The organism is Paenibacillus sp. YAF4_2 (assembly GCF_052113225.1).
GTDB lineage: Bacteria > Bacillota > Bacilli > Paenibacillales > Paenibacillaceae > Pristimantibacillus.
Genome location: NZ_JBFRCT010000012.1, coordinates 1 through 17,174, shown reverse-complemented (window position 1 = coordinate 17,174; position 17,174 = coordinate 1). Strand labels below are relative to the sequence as shown.

Here is a 17,174-nt window from a genome sequence, read left to right as displayed (position 1 = left end):
GGCGGATTAGCCTTTCACTGCGCCGATCGTCATCCCTTTCACGAAATATTTCTGGAAAAACGGATAGACAAGCAGAATCGGAATAACACCGATAACCGCAATCGCCATTCGGAATGTCTCACTAGGAAGCTGCGCCAAGGCTTGGGTCGTACCCATGTGGCTGTTCGAGGTCAAGAATTGAATATCACTCATAATGCGATTTAGAACATTTTGCAGGCTGAACAAATCCGGATCCGTTACGAACACCAAACCATTGTTCCAATCATTCCAATAACCCAGCGTCTGGAACATACCAACGGTAGCCAGAATCGGCATTGAAAGTGGCAGGATGATTCGGTAATATGTTTTGAATTCGCCTGCCCCGTCGATGGCCGCCGATTCCAATACGGCAGTTGGTATCGTCGTTGAGAAGAAAGTCCGCATCAAGAGGACATTAAAGCCATTCATGAGCAGCCATGGAATAAGCAGCGCAAAAATCGTATTTTTCAAATGGAAGATTTGCGTATAGACCAAATAGGTTGGTACAAGGCCCCCATTAAACAGCAGTGTGAAAAAGACAATAAAAGCAATCATCTGTCCGCCCGGCAAATCCTTGCGCGACAAGGGATACGCCAGCAATGAGGTTATGACTAGACTTGCCGATGTACCGATGACCGTAACCAAGACCGTAACACCATAAGCRTGAAAAATCTGGCTCGACTGATTCCACAAATATTCATAAGCTTCAAAACTGAAGGCAGAAGGGAAGAGCGTATAGCCGTGGGCTACTATGGCCGACTCATCCGTGATTGATGCCATAAACAATAGAATAAACGGCAGGATGCAAGCGGCCGAAAGTGCGATCAAGATAATATGCGCCGACCACTGCCAGATTCGATTTTCTTTATCCATAACAAGGGCTCCTCTCTAGAACAACGCGTTCTCTTTGTTGATTTTCCGCACGACGGTATTGGAGACAAGCACGAGCACGAACCCGACCAAAGACTGATAGAAGCCAGCCGCGGAGGACATGCCGATATCACCTAGCTGCATCAATCCCCGGAATACATAGGTGTCAATGACGTTGGTGGGGAGAACAGAGCTCCCGAGTTCATAGGAACCTGGTAGAACAATCCGAAGTCGGAGTAGAAAATCCGGCCAATACCGAGCAGTGTCAGCATAATGATGACCGGTGTGATCATCGGAATCGTAATCTTGCGGATCTGCATCCACTTTGAGGCACCATCAAGCTTCGCCGCCTCGTAATATTCCGGATCAATGCCAATGATGGCTGCCAGGAACACGATGCAGGAATAGCCGGCTCCCTTCCAGAGATGAACGATGGTCAAGATATACGGCCAATACTCCGGCTCGTTGTACCAGTTGATCGGCTCAAGGCCTAATGCAGGCAGTACGGTGTTATTCATAAAGCCCGTATCCATGCTCAGCATTGCATATACCAGATAGCTCACCAAAATGATCGAGATGAGAAAAGGCAGAATAAGGACACTCTGGTACAGACGAGATGCAATTCTATTCTTGATTTCGTTGAGCAAAATAGCGATCGCTACCGCTAGAGCTAGTCCAAGTACGATAAATATGGTGTTGTACAGCAAAGTATTGCGTGTAATGAGCCAGGCGTCGCTAGTCTTGAACAGGTATTCGAAGTTCTGGAATCCGATCCAATCACTATGCCATAGTCCCTTGCGAAAGTTGATGTCCTTGAAGGCAATCGACAGGCCAAACAAAGGCATGTAATTATTAATTGCCAGGTAAACTAGACCCGGCAGCAGCATGATGTAGAGCGGTATGAACCGACGAAGGCTCCTTCTTTTGTTGCGATGTGTGATTGTAGTCACCGCTTCTTTCCCCTTTCTGTGTTCGGCTCGTTGCCGATTGTAATCCTATGTTAATGAATTTCCCCCTCTCCTCACTACCGCATGAACGACTTCCTCCTTGCGCTTTGACGACTATCATCTAGGTGCCTGCAAGAGCAACAAAAAAAACCGACCAATATTGAATTGGTCGGTTGATTAGCCTTAAGGACATTATTGAACAGAGTTAGCCTGTGCCCAAGCATCCAGCTGCTTTTGCTTCTCTACGATAATTTTTTCAATGCCTGCAGACTTTAGTTTAGCAATAAATTCCGGTAGTACTTTCACCGGATCAACGCTACCGGTCTCGAGCGGCATTTCGTATTGGGTAATTACGTTCGATACCGCAGCATACTCCGTCTTAACCGGAGTTGGATCAAAGCCGAAGCCAAGCGCCTTGGAGCGTTTCGCTGCATGATTAAATTCACCCATCTTGGTCCAGATCTCCGGATCATTACCCTTCATGACATAGGACAGGAACTGGTTGCCGAACATCCAGCCAAGCGGCATATTATACCCGGTTGTGGCAGCATCAACACCTGTAGGATATTCAATAACATTGTCCTGATCTGCTGACTTCACATAATGCGTGCCTTCAATACCCCAGTCAAGGAGATTGACGATCTCTTTGTCCGAATACATCAGATTGAGGAATTGAACCGCTTTATCTTCCAGCCTCGTGTTAACCGGAATACCCCACATTGCACCTGTAACCGTGCTGGTCATCGCTACAGCCGGCAGAAGCTCTACGGCTACGAGTGGTGTGCCTGCCGCTTGCGACTCCTGCTCGGCAAAGCCTGGCTTCATGCCTGCGAAATAAGCAAAGCCTTTATTGGATTTGATTAGCTCCCAAGGTGTTGTTTTATTCGTTGCAGCATCCCTCATGATATAACCTTGCTGGTACCAGTCACGGAGTCTGGTCAGAAGATCCTTATACTCCTGTGTCTCATAGAGATTAACAACCTTTAAGCCGTTATCATAACCCGGCAGAACCCCAATGCCGTCTCCTAGACGGTCGTAGAACAAGTAGTTATCTAGATAGGTTTGTCCTGGAGAAGATGGAATAAGCGGAGCGAAGCCTTCTCCATCTTTGATCGTCTTCAGTACTTTGCTGAGGTCGTCCAGCGTCTTAATCGCATTAGTATCAATGCTGTATTTATCCACTAGATCCTTTCGCATCGTAATACCATAATCTGATGCCATGTCCCGTACGGTCGGAATCGCATAAATCTGGTTATTCACTTTAGCGGCACTTAGATAGTCCTCGCCAACAGCCGTCTTAATACCTTCACCATACTTTCCGAGCAGCTCGTCCAGAGGTACAAGCTGTTCCTTGGCAACCATACTGTTATATAGACCACCTGAGACAAACATCAAGTCCAGCTTCTCATTACTTGTTAACATGAGGTTGGTCTGCTGTACCCATTCGCCTCCGCTGATCGGAGTCAGGTGAACCCTCGCTTGAATCTTTTGCTCTGTGATCTTATTAATCGCATCCTCTATCAATTGCAGATCCTTAGGTGCCGTACTTGGAAAAGCTATTGTCAGCTCCTCAATCTTACCACTTGGCGCCGTTGATGCGTTCGCCCCTGCATTCTCCGAGTTACTGCTGTTATTATTGCTGCCGCATGCTGACAAAGTCAGCGATATACCAAGCAGCAAAGCCGAAGATACGGCCAATGACTTCTTCATCTTTTTTCCCCCTGCCTATTCATTCTGTGAAGCTGTCTATATTGTAGAATGGCAGATGTTCCTCTCTCCGCTGTTCATCCGACTTCCCACTGTCACTTTCACGACTTTCGCTTGAATGCCGGTACTCGAGCGGATTAATTCCCATATATTTTTTGAATATACGGGAGAAGTGAGAAAAGTTGGCATATCCGATTCGAGTCGCAACCGCACTGACAGACAGATCTGTATTTACTAGCAGCTCAGCCGCAATATGGAGTCTTTGCTGCAGCAGATAATCTGAAATGGACATGCCAGTCTCACGTTTAAAGATGCGTGTCAAATAATCGGGATTCAGATATACATGACCCGCAATATCTTCTCTGGAAATCACGTCAGCTAAATGCTGCTGAATATAAGCCTTCGCTTGTTCAACGACACTCGGAGAATGCTCGAGGGATTCGATGTAATCCAGTGATTTGTTCACAATATAACGAAGCCAGATGAGTACATCCTTGGCTGATCGACCCGAGCGGGCATACAATTCCACAGACTTAGTGTCGCTAAGCAATAGATGGGCCTGAATACCTTTGATCTGAAGCACATAATGAACCATTTGTTGAAAATCCTGAATAAATACGGCCAGTAGACTAGGGGTTAGACTGGCTTCCTCAACCTGCTTCTTTATAAAACGTTCAGCCTCCCCTATCACTTTATCCCGTGCGCTTTCCTTCATCATAATCCCCCACAGCCCCATATCGGGAAGCGTCTGAGGATATTCAGGACCAGATTGCTCACCAAGGAACGCAACACAATGATCAGAGGCGACATTGTCGATGTCCAGCCGCTGCAAGCGCTGATACATGGCCGCCATCTCATAGCCTCGAACGCTATCCCCGATATAGCAGGAAACGTCGCATTCGAAATACTGACGGCAGGCAGCTATATACGATTCACATAATGCTTTCATAATGCTTGAATCAGAAGCTTCCTTACCGCCATTCAATAAGACAAGCATCGAATCCTCACCAGTTGTAATGAGAAGACCGCTGTCTTGCCTTTGCATCAGCACTTCCTGTGCTGCTTTGCGTAGTGCGTATTCCATCGTCTTCTTGTCCCTTAACGAATATTCCTTATACCAACGCCGGATACGCAATAGAATTGGCAGGAAAACAAGGCTCTCGGAATACGGAATATTTCGTTCATGAGCTGCGGTGTTGATGGCCTGTGCTTGTGCAGGTATAGCCTGATTTAGCACATCTCCCCAGAACCGCTCTACCACCAGCGGCTGATGCTGCAGCCAATACTTGCCGAACTGACTGAATTCACTTAAATGCTGTTCTTTGTCCATTTTTCGTATTGCTTTTTCGACAACAGCCTTAAGCTCTTCATAAGGAATCGGCTTGAGCAGATAGTCTAGACTTCCAAGCTGTATCGCTTGTTTGGCATATTGAAAATTGGCATGACAAGTCAGAAATACTGTCTCCGTACGTGGGTGGTGACTTCGAACCCATTCCAACAGCTGAAGCCCCGTTCCCCTTGGCATCTCAATATCGCATAGCAAAATATCAACGGGCTCTTGCCCGAATATTTCTTTTGCCTGATCGACACTATAAGCTGTCATCACTCTTGAGATCCCGATAGACGGCCAATCCACACCGGATTTCAGACCATCTACTGCAATTGGTTCATCATCCACAATGAGCAGCTGACGCATACTTCGTTCACTCCTTATGTTCCTGATTAGCGTATAACGGAACGACAATTTCGGTCACCGCTCCATGTGGATCATCATTGTAGCAGTCCATCCATGCATTGTCGCCGTACTGAAGCTTCAATCTTTCTCTAATATTCCATAACCCGATATGCTCACCGTTCTCATCTTCGTACATTTCCCCATCGTGTAGACGGGACAGTGCAGCATCCGAGTACCCTTCGCCGGTGTCACGCACCGTAATACACACCATTGGTTCTTCAGCAAGATCATCCAACTCCGCTTCGATCACCAGCTTAATTGGCTCTACTGGCTTCACAGCATACTTCACGGAATTTTCCACCACTGTCAGAATCATAAGCGGAGGGATAGCGGTAGACTCCAGGTATGGAGGAATAGCAATCTCGCAAGAGAATGTATCGGGAAACCGCATCTGCTGAATACGTAAATAATGACGGATATGCAGAAGCTCATCCTTCAGCAGAACTAGGGATTGGTGGCTTTGGAACATATAGCGGAAGTAATGGACTAGGTGCATGGTCATTTCCTGAATCGGTTCGAACTTTCGAACCTGCGCCAGATTATACAAGATATTTAACGAATTCATGAAAAAATGCGGATTAATCTGCAGCTGCAAATGCTTGAGCTCCGCCCGCTGTTTGCTGATCTGCTCCTCATATACATGAATCTTCAGTTCTTCTATTTGGGAAATCATCGTGTTAAAAGTCCTATTCACAAGCAGGATTTCATCAGGTGCTTGAACGGCATCGATCCGGATGTTCAAATTCCCCTTTCCCATCATTCTCATTGCACTGACCATCTTGCTAAGCGGCAGAAGAATGACCTTACGCAGAATAAAGAAGCTGAGTGGGAGCATTAATAAGGCTAATAAAATAACAACAGTTGAAGCTTTAGTCAAATAGGGCAGATTTTCTAAAATTGACTCGTCCGGGATTGCTGCAATGAGACTGAAGCTCCCTTTGCTAGAAGCCTCTCCAACAATCAGGTACTTATCTTCTTGGCCGGACAAATAATAGCTTTGAAATCCTCCCGACAGATTAAGGTGCTTATTCGAGATATCCCTTGTCGAATATAGATTATGTCCTTGTCCATCTACAAGAAGCACAGCTCCTGTCGCGCCGGTTCGCATCCCCTTGAGTGGCTGCAGCACAGTGGATGTCTTCACCCAAGCACCAACATAAAGATCACCGTCGTGCATAAGCCGAACCAGATAATTCTCTCCGCCCATCTGCTGAATCTTCCACTGGATATTTTGGTATTGTGATTTCTGTGACAGCTCGCCAACTTTATCTCGCAACACTTGGCGAATATCGGTCAGCTGAGGATAAGATAATGCCCCTTTATAAGCTTCCACGCCATCATGACGTGCGATGGAGTAAACATAAAAGCCGTCAACATAAGGATAAATGGACAAATCGGAGGTTAATTTGCGGTAAACAGCCGTTCTCGCAAGAACATAATCATCCTCTGAAATGGAATCTCCCATGTACTGAACATTTAAATCCGTTGCTGTTAATCCGGCCAAATGCCTCTCCACTTCCGTAAATTGTGCATCGATCTGATTCATATAAATATCAATTAAGTTCTTGTTTGACGCTGCAACTTGACTATGCACGACATTCACACTATAGGAATTGTTATAAAGCAAAAGCGCAATTAAAGGTACGGTAATACTTAATAGGCCAAGCACCAGCTTGACCGTCATTGAATTCCATGGAATGGATCTCAGATGTCTGAGCAATAGCGCCCTCCTCCTATCCCGAATTTCAGATTATGCAAACGGGAGTATCCCTCCATCTTACTTGATGGCATTTAGTACGGTCTATGCATATGACGACTAATTTTTTGCGCTTTGACGACAATCTCGTTATCCCTAGACTTCCCGTTCTATGCTTGGAAAAGACATCGTCTCAATCGAATAGGAGAACAAACAAAAAGAAGCCTGCCAAAAGGCAAGCTCCTTCTTCCATTACATCCACTTTTTCTGATAAGCTGCAATTTCCTTGTATTCCGAAGTCAGCAGCCGTGAGATCCGGACATAAATCCGGCTCAGTTCCTTATACTTCTCCACATTGCCTTGTTCAGGCCGATGCTTGTGAGATGTCCCCATCATGCTTGAGACCACATGCAGAGAATCAACTTCACCGATGCTGTACAGTCCTAAGATTGCTGCGCCAAGACAAGAGCTCTCGAAACTTTCCGGCACATGGACCTCCTGCTCGAAAATATCCGCCATCATTTGACGCCACAGCTCCGAACGGGCAAAGCCGCCAGTCGCTTGGATTTTGGTCGGGTGACCTATCATCTCTTCAAGCGCCATAAATACCGTGAATAGGTTGAAAATAACACCTTCCAGGACAGCACGAATCATGTGCTCCTTCTTATGCTGCAGACCAAGTCCGAAAAACGAGCCTCTTGCATTCGCATCCCAGAGCGGCGCTCTCTCGCCTGCCAAATAAGGATGGAACAACAGGCCGTCCGCACCAGCCGGCACCCGCGCAGCAATATCAGTCAAAATATCGTATGGGTCCTTGCCAAGCCGCTTCGCTGTCTCCGTCTCTGCGGAACACAGTTGGTCGCGCAGCCAGCGGAAGATCATTCCACCGTTGTTGACCGGACCACCAATCACCCACATGTCGTCTGCGAGTGCATAGCAGAAGATACGTCCCTTCGGATCCGTCACTGGCCGGTCGGTTACAGCACGGATCGCTCCACTTGTCCCGATCGTCACAGCAACCGTTCCTGGCTCAATCGCATTAACACCCAGATTGGATAATACGCCATCGCTTGCTCCTACGATGAATGGTGTGGAAGCTGGCAGTCCCATTTCGGCTGCCCATTTCGGCTCTATCCCTTCCAAAATGTAGGTAGTTGGTACAGGCTCGGACAATCTGTCCGGTGTAACACCTGCTACCTGCAGCGCTTCCGCATCCCATTTGAGCTGGGTTAGATTAAACATCCCTGTCGCTGATGCAATCGAATAATCGATAACATACCGATTGAACATCTGATGGAACACGTATTCCTTGATGGAAATAAACTTATGCGTGCGTCCAAACAGCTCTGGATCCGTATTTCGCAGCCACACAAGCTTGGACAGCGGAGACATCGGATGCAGCGGCGTGCCCGTGCGCAAATAAATTTGATGACCGTTCATCTCGTTCTTGATCCGTTCGGTCCACATCGCACTGCGATTGTCCGCCCAAGTAATGCATCGTGTAAGCGGCCGGCCTTCGCTATCAACCGCGATGACACTATGCATCGCTGAGCTGAATGACACGCACAGCACACCTTCCTGCTCAGCACCGCCCTTAGCTACGACTTCCTTGATCGTACTGACGACCGCGCGGAAGATCTCATCCGGATCCTGCTCCGCGATGTCCGACTTCGTTGAGTATAGCGGGTATTCTATCGTATGGGTCGCAATGACATGCCCACCTTTATCAAATAATACAGATTTCGTACTCGTTGTTCCGATATCCGTTCCAATTACATAAGAGGAAGCCATATTTGGTTTCTCTCCTTTCTATCAAACCACCGTATTCAAAGCCATAATCAGTACAAGCGCAACGACCGAAATAATCGTCTCAAGCGCTGTCCATGTTAGAAGGGTTTCTTTTACCGTCATGCCGAAGTATTCTTTGATCAGCCAGAAGCCGGAGTCATTCACATGAGACAAAATGAGCGAGCCAGCACCTGTAGCCAATACGAGCAGCTCCACATTTGTTCCCGGCATAGCCGCTGCGATTGGCGCAACAATCCCAGCCGCCGTCATCATCGAGACAGTAGCAGAACCGGTAGCGACACGAATCATTGCCGCGATTCCCCAACCAAGCAGGATCGGAGACATGTTGGACGAAGTAGCCAGATCAGCAATATAGTCGCCAATACCGGAATCAAGCAGTACGCGGTTAAACGCTCCGCCTGCACCAATAACAAGCAGAATAGTCGCTGTTGGCGCAAGGCAGTCATTCGTAAATTTCAACACCTTCTCACGGCTGATTCCCCGCGAATAACCTAAGCTAAAGAACGAATATACCGTTGCAATCAAGAGGGCCACGACCGGATCGCCAACGAACTTAGCAGCCAGGAACAGATTGCTATCCTTCGCGAGCGAGCCACTCTCAACAAATACATCTGCAAACGTCGCGATAAGCATGAGGAACACCGGAATCAAAATCGTAATAAGCGTGTTCGCAAAGCCAGGCAGTTCTTTATTCTCTACCGTCTCGGAAAGCTGATCGCCCATTTCCTTCGGCACTTCTTTATGAATCCGTTTACCAATCCAGCTGCCATAAAGTGGTCCTGCAATGATAGCAGTAGGAAGACCAACGATAACCGAATACAAAATGGTCTTACCAATATCAGCGTTAAAAATACCAACTGCAGCCATGGCAGCCGGATGCGGCGGTACTAGGCCATGAACAACGGACAAGCCCGCGATCAGCGGTACACCGATTTTGACCAGTGAAAGTCCCGTTTGTTTGGAGATCGTGAAGAGCAGTGGTACGAGCAATACGAAACCTACTTGGAAAAAGACCGGAATGCCGACGATGAACGCCACGAACATCATCGCCCAATGGACTCTCTTCTCCCCAAACAGGCCGATAAGTGTCCGGGCGATACGCTCGGCGCCGCCAGATTCGGCCATCATTTTACCGAGCATCGTGCCAAGTGCAAGTACAATCGCCAAGAATCCAAGTGTATTACCCATCCCCGTCTTAATAGAATCGATAATACCTGTCTGATCCTCCGTAGCCATAATCGGCATTCCCGCGGCCAGACCCGTCCCAATCGCCGTAATGATGAGGGCGACGAATGGATTCAACTTAACAACTGTAATGAGCAGAAGCAGCACGACAATCGCTGCAAGTACGATAAATAGTAACATAATGTTTTCCCCCTTATTTTGTTCAAACCTATGATGTATGTCCGTCGCGGTACTCCTGAGGTGTCATACCGAACGTTTTTTTAAACGCGCTGATAAACGAATGTGGTCTTTGATAACCTAGTCTAGCGGCAATGACATAAATCTTCTCGTCACTATGCTTAAGCAGCGACTCCGCCTCTTCCATCTTCACACGCTGAATGTAATCACTTATGTTTTCCCCTGTCTCCAGCTTGTATACCTTGGACACATAGACCGGATGAAGCTTCACCTGGTCAGCCACAGACTGTAGCGACAAATCACCAGTAACATTGTCATCGATAAAGTTCCTTATCCTCTCAATCAACGAATGTCGGGAATCCTTCGTTTCCTTCGCCATATCCTCTTGCAGCAGCTTAAGTGTGCGGAAGGCCCATTCCCGAAGGTGATTTACCGTTCGGAATGGCATACCCGCCGTCATTCTGCCGTAGTCGGCACCAAGCGTGCCGGCTAAAAGACGGCCATTCTTATGGGCGATAAAAGCGTAAGCCGAAGCGATCGTAAAATAAATTTCGAGCAAATGCTCTTCGGAAATCGCTTCACCGCTCTCCACCCCTGTGAAAATACGTTTATATTTCTCTTCTACCGCTTCCCAGCGAGCTGCCTCTAGTAAATGAACCAATGCAGGAGGCTCGTACAAGTATTCCAGCGATCGTACCGCTGCCACTACATCTTCCTCATCGTCCAGCCGCATGAACTGTTCCGGCTCATCCCCGATCCGGTTGCGGAAAGCTGTGATCGCTCGATTGTAGTAAGCAGGTACATCATCGGGAAAAGTACCTGTTCCGCTCACCATTATGGAAACTTGTCCTTTCAGGTAAACACTTACAGCAGACTGCAATACCGATGCTGTGCGCTCAATCCAGCCTGGATCATCCTCTTCTGCTTCTTGCTTCGCGGTTAGCAGGAAGGTGAGGTAATCATGAGTGTCCTTCGCATGCCATAAAGCATATCTGCCGCCGAACAGCTCCTCTGCCATGTTGGAAATCGCATATTCCTTCCAGGAGAGGTCCTCTCCAGAAGGATCATCGAACAGGTCATCCAGTCGAACAGCCATTAATGAAAACCGCTGCCAAGCAAAATCGCCAATCTCCAGCCGCATCATTTTTTCACGCCATTTCGTCCCATCCCATTGTTTCCCCTGAAGAAGTTCATGCAGCAAATTAGCTCGCAGCAGCGGCAGATGCTCCTTCAGCGTATACATGATCCTCTGTGAGGAGATGACTTCCTCCCACTCCTGCTCCAGCTTGTGCAGTACACGTGCCACAGTCGCCAGCAAATCATCCGTTTTTACCGGCTTAAGTAAGTAATCCTCGGTCTGGAACTGCATAGCCTGCTTTGCATATTCAAACTCCGAGTAACCCGACAACAGAATACTTTTCGTCTTCGGCCACAGCCGGTCGATTTCGGCGATGAGCTGAAGCCCGGACATGCCCGGCATTCGGATATCGGTAATAACGATATCAATGGAGGACTGATGCAGCTGCTCAATCGCCTCCTGACCGGAATAAGCTTTATACACTTGATCGATGCCTACGGATTTCCAATCGACTGTCGCTGCCAGACGATCAACGACATGCGCTTCATCATCCACAATTAAGAGCTGAGCCATCTACGCTTCACCACCCTCCAGCCGATGTTCTTGCTTTAACCAGGTTACGGTAACAATAAGCCCTTCTACGTCCCCGTGCCGGAAATGAAGCCCTGAGCCTTCTCCAAACCGGCCATGAAGACGCTGATGAACATTCCAGGTACCACAGCCGATTTCATCGGTCATCTTTTCGCCTAGCTGTGACTCCAGTCTAAGCAGTGCCTCACTTGTCATGCCAGCTCCGTTATCAGCAACCACTAGATGGTTGTAAGCATCCTCTTGTCGCCCGGTAATAACGATGCGGCCGCCGCCTACTCGCCCCTCAATGCCGTGCACAATTGCATTTTCGACAATCGGCTGCAAGGTGAGACGAGGCAGAGGCTCATTCAGCATGGCATCCGGCACTTCAATATCGAAGGTTAACCTTCCCATTCGCAGGGTATGGATATTCAAATAATGGCGAACGAATTCGATTTCCTCACCTACTGTCGACAGCTGATTATCTACCTTGGTCGTATAGCGGTAAAATTCGGCCAAATTCTCAGACATCGAGATAACTCCTTCGCGGTCGTCCATAGCGGCGGAATTAATAATAAAGAACAGCGAGTTATACAAGAAGTGAGGATTAATCTGCGACTGCAATTGCTTCAGCGTTGCTTCCCTGGATCTGAGTTTTTCCGTGTATACATCTTCTATTAAATTCTGAATCTGGCCGGCCATTTCGTTATGGTGCCGGATCAGCTCGTCAAATTCGTTATTCGCTTTGTAACCGATTCGCCACGACAGATCGCCGCTCTTCATCCGTTTTACACCCGCTATCATATTAGATAAAGGGATTTGCACGTTACGATAGAGCAAAACGGAAGCAATCAGCCCGAGTAGAATAAGAAACCCGATCGAGCCATAAAACCAGTTACGTGCGTTAACAATTGGAGCCACTATTCGCTCAACGGGCACATAATCAACTAGATACCAGCCCAATTGACGCGACTTTACATAACTGACCAGATACGTTTGTCCGTTCATCTTCAAGTTCCGCTGTCCGTTTTGGCTTAAGGCTCCATTTCCTAGCTCCTGGATCACATCAGCCGAAGCCGACTCGGCATACGTGCTGTTGTGGACAAGCTCTGTATCCGGGCGATATAGAAACGGATCCCCCCGATTTTCCTTTTTGTACACATCGAGCATATCGCTAATATTTTGTGCGGGAAAACGAACCTGAAAAACCGCGTCAGCTTCTCCAACCTTCGTAGCAGCGGCGGGAACACCGGTCTCACGGACAAAGGTACGAATCGGATAGCCGCGAGAGCTGTCCTGTTCATAGCCCCAATTGGTTTGAAGCTCTCTATCCGGTGACCAGGCTTCACTGCCGTTCAAATAAATATTCGACGATAATACAAGATGTTTCCCCGGAAAAGCAAACGTCAGATCATTCGACCAGGGGCTGGATACGCTTTGCAGGCTTAGCTTTTCGGTCACTCTCGCCTGTGCTTTTAAACCGCTTTCCGTTTCGCTTGTGCCAGAGGACATAAAATCGCGAATATGCGGATCATCACTTAAGATGACCGGAAACATCGATAAATTCTCCATCGTTCCATCTAGTTGGTCCATGAAAAAAATAAGTTTACTCAAATTGGATGACCGCATTTGACTTTCTACTACTCCTGTCGCAATGCGATTGGAGTAGCCGTACAGCAGCAGGACAGGCACGAGCAGCAGAACAATTGTTAAGGCAATCTTGTTGAAAATCGACAGTCGGCGTGGCATCATTTTACTCCGCTTCCTTATCAAGAATATCCTGTAAAGCAGCATTTGCCTGATTAGCCGATTCCCGAATGTCAGATTCTCCTGTGATGACCATTTGGACGATTTTACCGACCTGCTCGCGCGCTGCTGCTACATCAACCGTCTGCGGACGATCATGATCGACGCCGCCGTTGATCGTTTGTTTGAATACAGCCGCAAGCTCCTTCGGAAATCCAATCGTTCCTTGCGGATCATTCCACACTGACGTTCTTGCTCCGGGATTACCCGCTTGCTGCGTGAGCAGCATCATTTGCTTACCCGTTGCCCACTCAATAAACGCCCACGCTGCTTCTTTATCCGCTGACTTCGGGTTGATCGCTAGCCCCCATGATGTAATGTTATAGGGCATCGATCCTTCCGCACCTGCAGGGAATGGTGCAAATCCGACACTGCCTGCTACCTTAGACCGTTCCTGATCTAGCGCTGCTCGGTAGATCGAATTCGCATCCGTGTAGAGCGCAGCCTTCCCTTCCGCAAAAAACGCACTCGCCTGAGGCCATGACATGTTGATCACATTTGGAGGCCCGTAATCTCTTAGCAGACCACCATAAGTCTCGAATGCCTTGATCGCCTGAGGCGTATTAATCGCCGCTTTGCCGTTCTGGATAAAGTCACCTCCTTCCGAGTAAAGGAACGACGAGACTTGAGTTACAAGTGGACTTCTCTGTCCTCTTGCCACAAAGCCGTACACACCTTGATCAGGATGATGCAGCTTAGCTGCCGCTTCCTTGAGCTCTTCAATCGTGGAGGGAACTTCTAGCCCTGCTTCTTTCAATAAATCTTTTCGGTAATACAATATTTGTTGTTCTGTAATGATCGGAATGCCGGCCAGCTTGCCATCTACCGTTGAAGAGCGGATCGCCTGTGGCGAGAAATCGCCAAGATCGTAATCCACATCGCGCGTGGCATAAGCATCCAGCGGTTCAAGCCAACCATTTCGAAAGAACAACTTACCTTCCTGCAATGGCCGGTACATAAATACATCTGGTGTCTCTGAGCGGGCTGTGAATTGAACGGTCAGCTTCTGAGTCAACTGATCTTCGAAATAACCTTGAATCCGCACGTTGATGCCAGTTTCCTTCTCGAACTCAGGCAGTAACGGCTTAATCACGTCGACCCATGGGTGAGAGCCAGTCACGAACGTAATCGTTCGCCCTTCTAAACCCCCTCCGGAATTTCCGTAGCTGTTCTGTTCCGCTCCTTGGCTGTAGCCACAGCCGGTCAAAGCTGCAACGACCAATAATCCTGTCGTTCCGGACTGTAAAAGCTTGAGCTGCAGCCTAATCACTCTCCTTCAAACGGAATCCGTTTTACCTATCGTCGATTCTCGTCGAAAAATTTTCTGAGCACCATTAACATTACTGGATAGCGGGTTTGTACGATATAACGAATACTAAACATCGATAACGAATCCTAAATATGAGCATTACCTATTATTGCCTGTTCGCGAATTATCATTATTTTTTCTTGTTTTGGTATTTTCCACACAAAAAATAACCCGAATCATGAATGATCGGGTGTATAGTGACATTGTAATTTTTAGGAATTCCATAGTTCCTGAGCAAGCAACTCATAAGATCGGAGTCGTTTGTAGTAGTCCGGCACCATAGTGACAAGCATGAATTCATCTACTCCATACATTTCAGACATCTGCTCCAGACTGGTTTTGATCGACCTTGATGTTCCCACGAGCAGCTTCCGTTCCGAGTAGGCTTCCGTTTTCCCATCGGTCAATTCCTTTTGGAACAATGTAGCGGTAGCGCTGCTGTTAGCCAATTGCATAGCCTCATCTTCTGTTTCGGCACATATGACGCCAATCGTCACAATTACTTTCGGCTTAGAGCATAGCGTAGAAGGGACAAACGATTCTCGATAGCTTCGCAGCACTTCTTCGCCATCCACATCACTCATGAATTGGCCAAAAACATACCCCATACCGAATTCCGCCGCGTATTCAGCACTTTTCTTATTCGTTCCAAGGAGCCACACTTCCGGCTGCACAGGAGGACTCGGACGTGCACCTACAGGCTCGCCTTCATAGATATAACTGTCTTGGAGCAATTCAGCTACCTCTCTCAGCTTATCCGGCATTTTCCGTACATTCTCCAAGAAGTTCCCGCTTAGAGCCATACTGACATGTGCATTTCCCCCAGGTGCACGCCCTAGCCCCAGGTCAATTCGTCCAGGATATAAACTTGCTAATAGACGGAACGACTCTGCGACTTTAAGCGGGCTATAATGAGGCAACAGCAGCGCGCCTGAGCCGATACGAATCCGTTCCGTCCTGGCTCCGATATGCCCTAGTAAAACTTCTGGTGAAGGACAAGCCAAATGCGGCATGCCATGATGTTCGGCGATCCAGTAACGGGTGTAGCCAAGTAGTTCCGCCGTTCGGGCAAGTAAGACAGCTTGTTCAAGTGCGTAAGTATCATTTCTATTCTCAAAAACAGGAACCAAATCCAATATGCTAAGTTTTAAACCTTTCATCTTGCCTCCTATATTCCCCTAGCCCTTTAAGAATAAAACTGCAGCGCAGGCTTGCCCTGACTAGTAGTTTCCGTAAAGTTATCTCCTGAGTATTCTGCAATTGTCTTTATCCAAAATGCTTGTGCAGGTAAGTTATTTTCCAGCCAGGCTACTACCCATTTCCCTTTAAACCTCTTGAAAACGGTAGTTGCAGCTTGTTTACCTAATCCTTGACCTCGATATTTTCTTAAAATGAAAACCTCTGCCACTGAAAAGGTAGCTTCACCTTTTATTTCTCTTACTAAAACAAACCCGGCAAGTTTTCCTGAATAAACAACAAAGAAGGGATAACGCCCCTCTTCCGTCCAGTAATGATCTAAATACTTATAATCGAAAAGGCCATATTCATTAACATCGTTATCATGCTCTTCCTCATAAATACTCGTATCGTATTGATAGAGTTCCATAAGATTGCGCATGATGATCTTCTGTTCATAGGGAACACTTAAAAGCTCCATATCTCATCCCCCTCAGAGAAATCCAATTAGGCTTATCTTACAATAGATCACATAAGAAATTATACTAAATTCACAATGGAGCCCACATTTAATAGCAAAAAAAATAACCCGATCATAAATGATCGAGTTAGTGATTTAAAAAATAATGGTGCCGGCGATAGGAGTCGAACCCACGACCTACTGATTACAAGTCAGTTGCTCTACCAACTGAGCTACACCGGCATAAAACTTGGTAAAAATGGCGGAGCTGACGGGATTCGAACCCGCGGTCTCCTGCGTGACAGGCAGGCATGTTAGGCCTCTACACCACAGCTCCGTATGTATTATTCAAGGTTTTGCGCCTTGAAAACTGGATGCGAAAGTTTTTGTTTCATCTTTAAGCGATTTTCCGGTCTTCACACCGGGGTCCCCGAAAAGTAATCGGCATAAGCTACAACGCTTAACTTCACTTTTTGGGGTTATTTTAGGATAAGCCCTCGACCGATTAGTATTCGTCAGCTCCACACATTGCTGTGCTTCCACCCCGAACCTATCAACCTCGTCGTCTTCAAGGGGTCTTACTAAATTGGGAAATCTCATCTTGAGGGGGGCTTCACGCTTAGATGCTTTC

The 17,174-nt window shown here is 47.4% G+C and carries 11 protein-coding genes, 2 tRNA genes, 1 rRNA gene and 1 pseudogene; all 15 read right to left on the bottom strand.

The window, feature by feature from the left end:
• Positions 1-6: 6 nt before the first annotated feature.
• Positions 7-891 carry a carbohydrate ABC transporter permease gene (locus tag AB4Y93_RS24470; protein WP_441895892.1) on the bottom strand — a complete coding sequence of 295 codons (885 nt, stop codon included), beginning with the start codon at positions 889-891 and terminating at the stop codon, positions 7-9.
• Positions 892-906: 15 nt separating this feature from the next.
• Positions 907-1,775 (bottom strand): annotated as a pseudogene (locus AB4Y93_RS24465) (ABC transporter permease).
• Positions 1,776-2,027: 252 nt separating this feature from the next.
• A complete protein-coding gene (locus AB4Y93_RS24460) occupies positions 2,028-3,545 on the bottom strand; it encodes an ABC transporter substrate-binding protein (protein ID WP_441895890.1) in 1,518 nt (505 codons plus the stop codon).
• 19 nt (positions 3,546-3,564) lie between these two features.
• Positions 3,565-5,238 carry a response regulator transcription factor gene (locus AB4Y93_RS24455; RefSeq protein ID WP_441895888.1) on the bottom strand — a complete coding sequence of 558 codons (1,674 nt, stop codon included), beginning with the start codon at positions 5,236-5,238 and terminating at the stop codon, positions 3,565-3,567.
• A gap of 7 nt (positions 5,239-5,245) precedes the next feature.
• Positions 5,246-6,997, bottom strand: coding sequence for a histidine kinase (locus tag AB4Y93_RS24450; protein WP_441895886.1), 1,752 nt, complete (start codon positions 6,995-6,997; stop codon positions 5,246-5,248).
• A gap of 228 nt (positions 6,998-7,225) precedes the next feature.
• Entirely contained in the window at positions 7,226-8,764 is a 1,539-nt protein-coding gene (gene gntK / locus AB4Y93_RS24445; RefSeq protein WP_441895884.1) for a gluconokinase, read from the bottom strand.
• Between the two features lie 21 nt (positions 8,765-8,785).
• Positions 8,786-10,147, bottom strand: coding sequence for a GntP family permease (locus AB4Y93_RS24440; RefSeq protein ID WP_441895882.1), 1,362 nt, complete (start codon positions 10,145-10,147; stop codon positions 8,786-8,788).
• Between the two features lie 28 nt (positions 10,148-10,175).
• A complete protein-coding gene (locus AB4Y93_RS24435) occupies positions 10,176-11,795 on the bottom strand; it encodes a response regulator transcription factor (RefSeq protein ID WP_441895881.1) in 1,620 nt (539 codons plus the stop codon).
• Positions 11,796-13,544, bottom strand: a complete 1,749-nt coding sequence (locus AB4Y93_RS24430) for a sensor histidine kinase (RefSeq protein WP_441895879.1) — start codon at positions 13,542-13,544, stop codon at positions 11,796-11,798.
• Between the two features lies 1 nt (position 13,545).
• Complete coding sequence (locus AB4Y93_RS24425) at positions 13,546-14,868, bottom strand: ABC transporter substrate-binding protein (protein WP_441895877.1); 1,323 nt, start codon at positions 14,866-14,868, stop codon at positions 13,546-13,548.
• Positions 14,869-15,119: 251 nt separating this feature from the next.
• Complete coding sequence (locus AB4Y93_RS24420) at positions 15,120-16,067, bottom strand: LLM class flavin-dependent oxidoreductase (RefSeq protein WP_441895875.1); 948 nt, start codon at positions 16,065-16,067, stop codon at positions 15,120-15,122.
• Positions 16,068-16,093: 26 nt separating this feature from the next.
• Positions 16,094-16,564 (bottom strand): GNAT family N-acetyltransferase, encoded by a 471-nt coding sequence (locus AB4Y93_RS24415; RefSeq protein ID WP_441895873.1) that lies wholly within the window; start codon positions 16,562-16,564, stop codon positions 16,094-16,096.
• Between the two features lie 146 nt (positions 16,565-16,710).
• Positions 16,711-16,786: transfer RNA gene (locus AB4Y93_RS24410), tRNA-Thr, on the bottom strand.
• Positions 16,787-16,803: 17 nt separating this feature from the next.
• Positions 16,804-16,880: transfer RNA gene (locus AB4Y93_RS24405), tRNA-Asp, on the bottom strand.
• Positions 16,881-17,028: 148 nt separating this feature from the next.
• Positions 17,029-17,174 (bottom strand): 23S ribosomal RNA (locus AB4Y93_RS24400); the annotation flags it as partial.

Coding starts and splice junctions, on each gene's coding strand:
- AB4Y93_RS24440 (WP_441895882.1), bottom strand. CDS start 10,147: ATGTTACTATTTATCGTACTTGCAGCGATTGTCGTGCTGCTTCTGCTC.
- AB4Y93_RS24430 (WP_441895879.1), bottom strand. CDS start 13,544: ATGATGCCACGCCGACTGTCGATTTTCAACAAGATTGCCTTAACAATT.
- gntK (WP_441895884.1), bottom strand. CDS start 8,764: ATGGCTTCCTCTTATGTAATTGGAACGGATATCGGAACAACGAGTACG.
- AB4Y93_RS24415 (WP_441895873.1), bottom strand. CDS start 16,564: ATGGAGCTTTTAAGTGTTCCCTATGAACAGAAGATCATCATGCGCAAT.
- AB4Y93_RS24420 (WP_441895875.1), bottom strand. CDS start 16,067: ATGAAAGGTTTAAAACTTAGCATATTGGATTTGGTTCCTGTTTTTGAG.
- AB4Y93_RS24435 (WP_441895881.1), bottom strand. CDS start 11,795: ATGGCTCAGCTCTTAATTGTGGATGATGAAGCGCATGTCGTTGATCGT.
- AB4Y93_RS24460 (WP_441895890.1), bottom strand. CDS start 3,545: ATGAAGAAGTCATTGGCCGTATCTTCGGCTTTGCTGCTTGGTATATCG.
- AB4Y93_RS24455 (WP_441895888.1), bottom strand. CDS start 5,238: ATGCGTCAGCTGCTCATTGTGGATGATGAACCAATTGCAGTAGATGGT.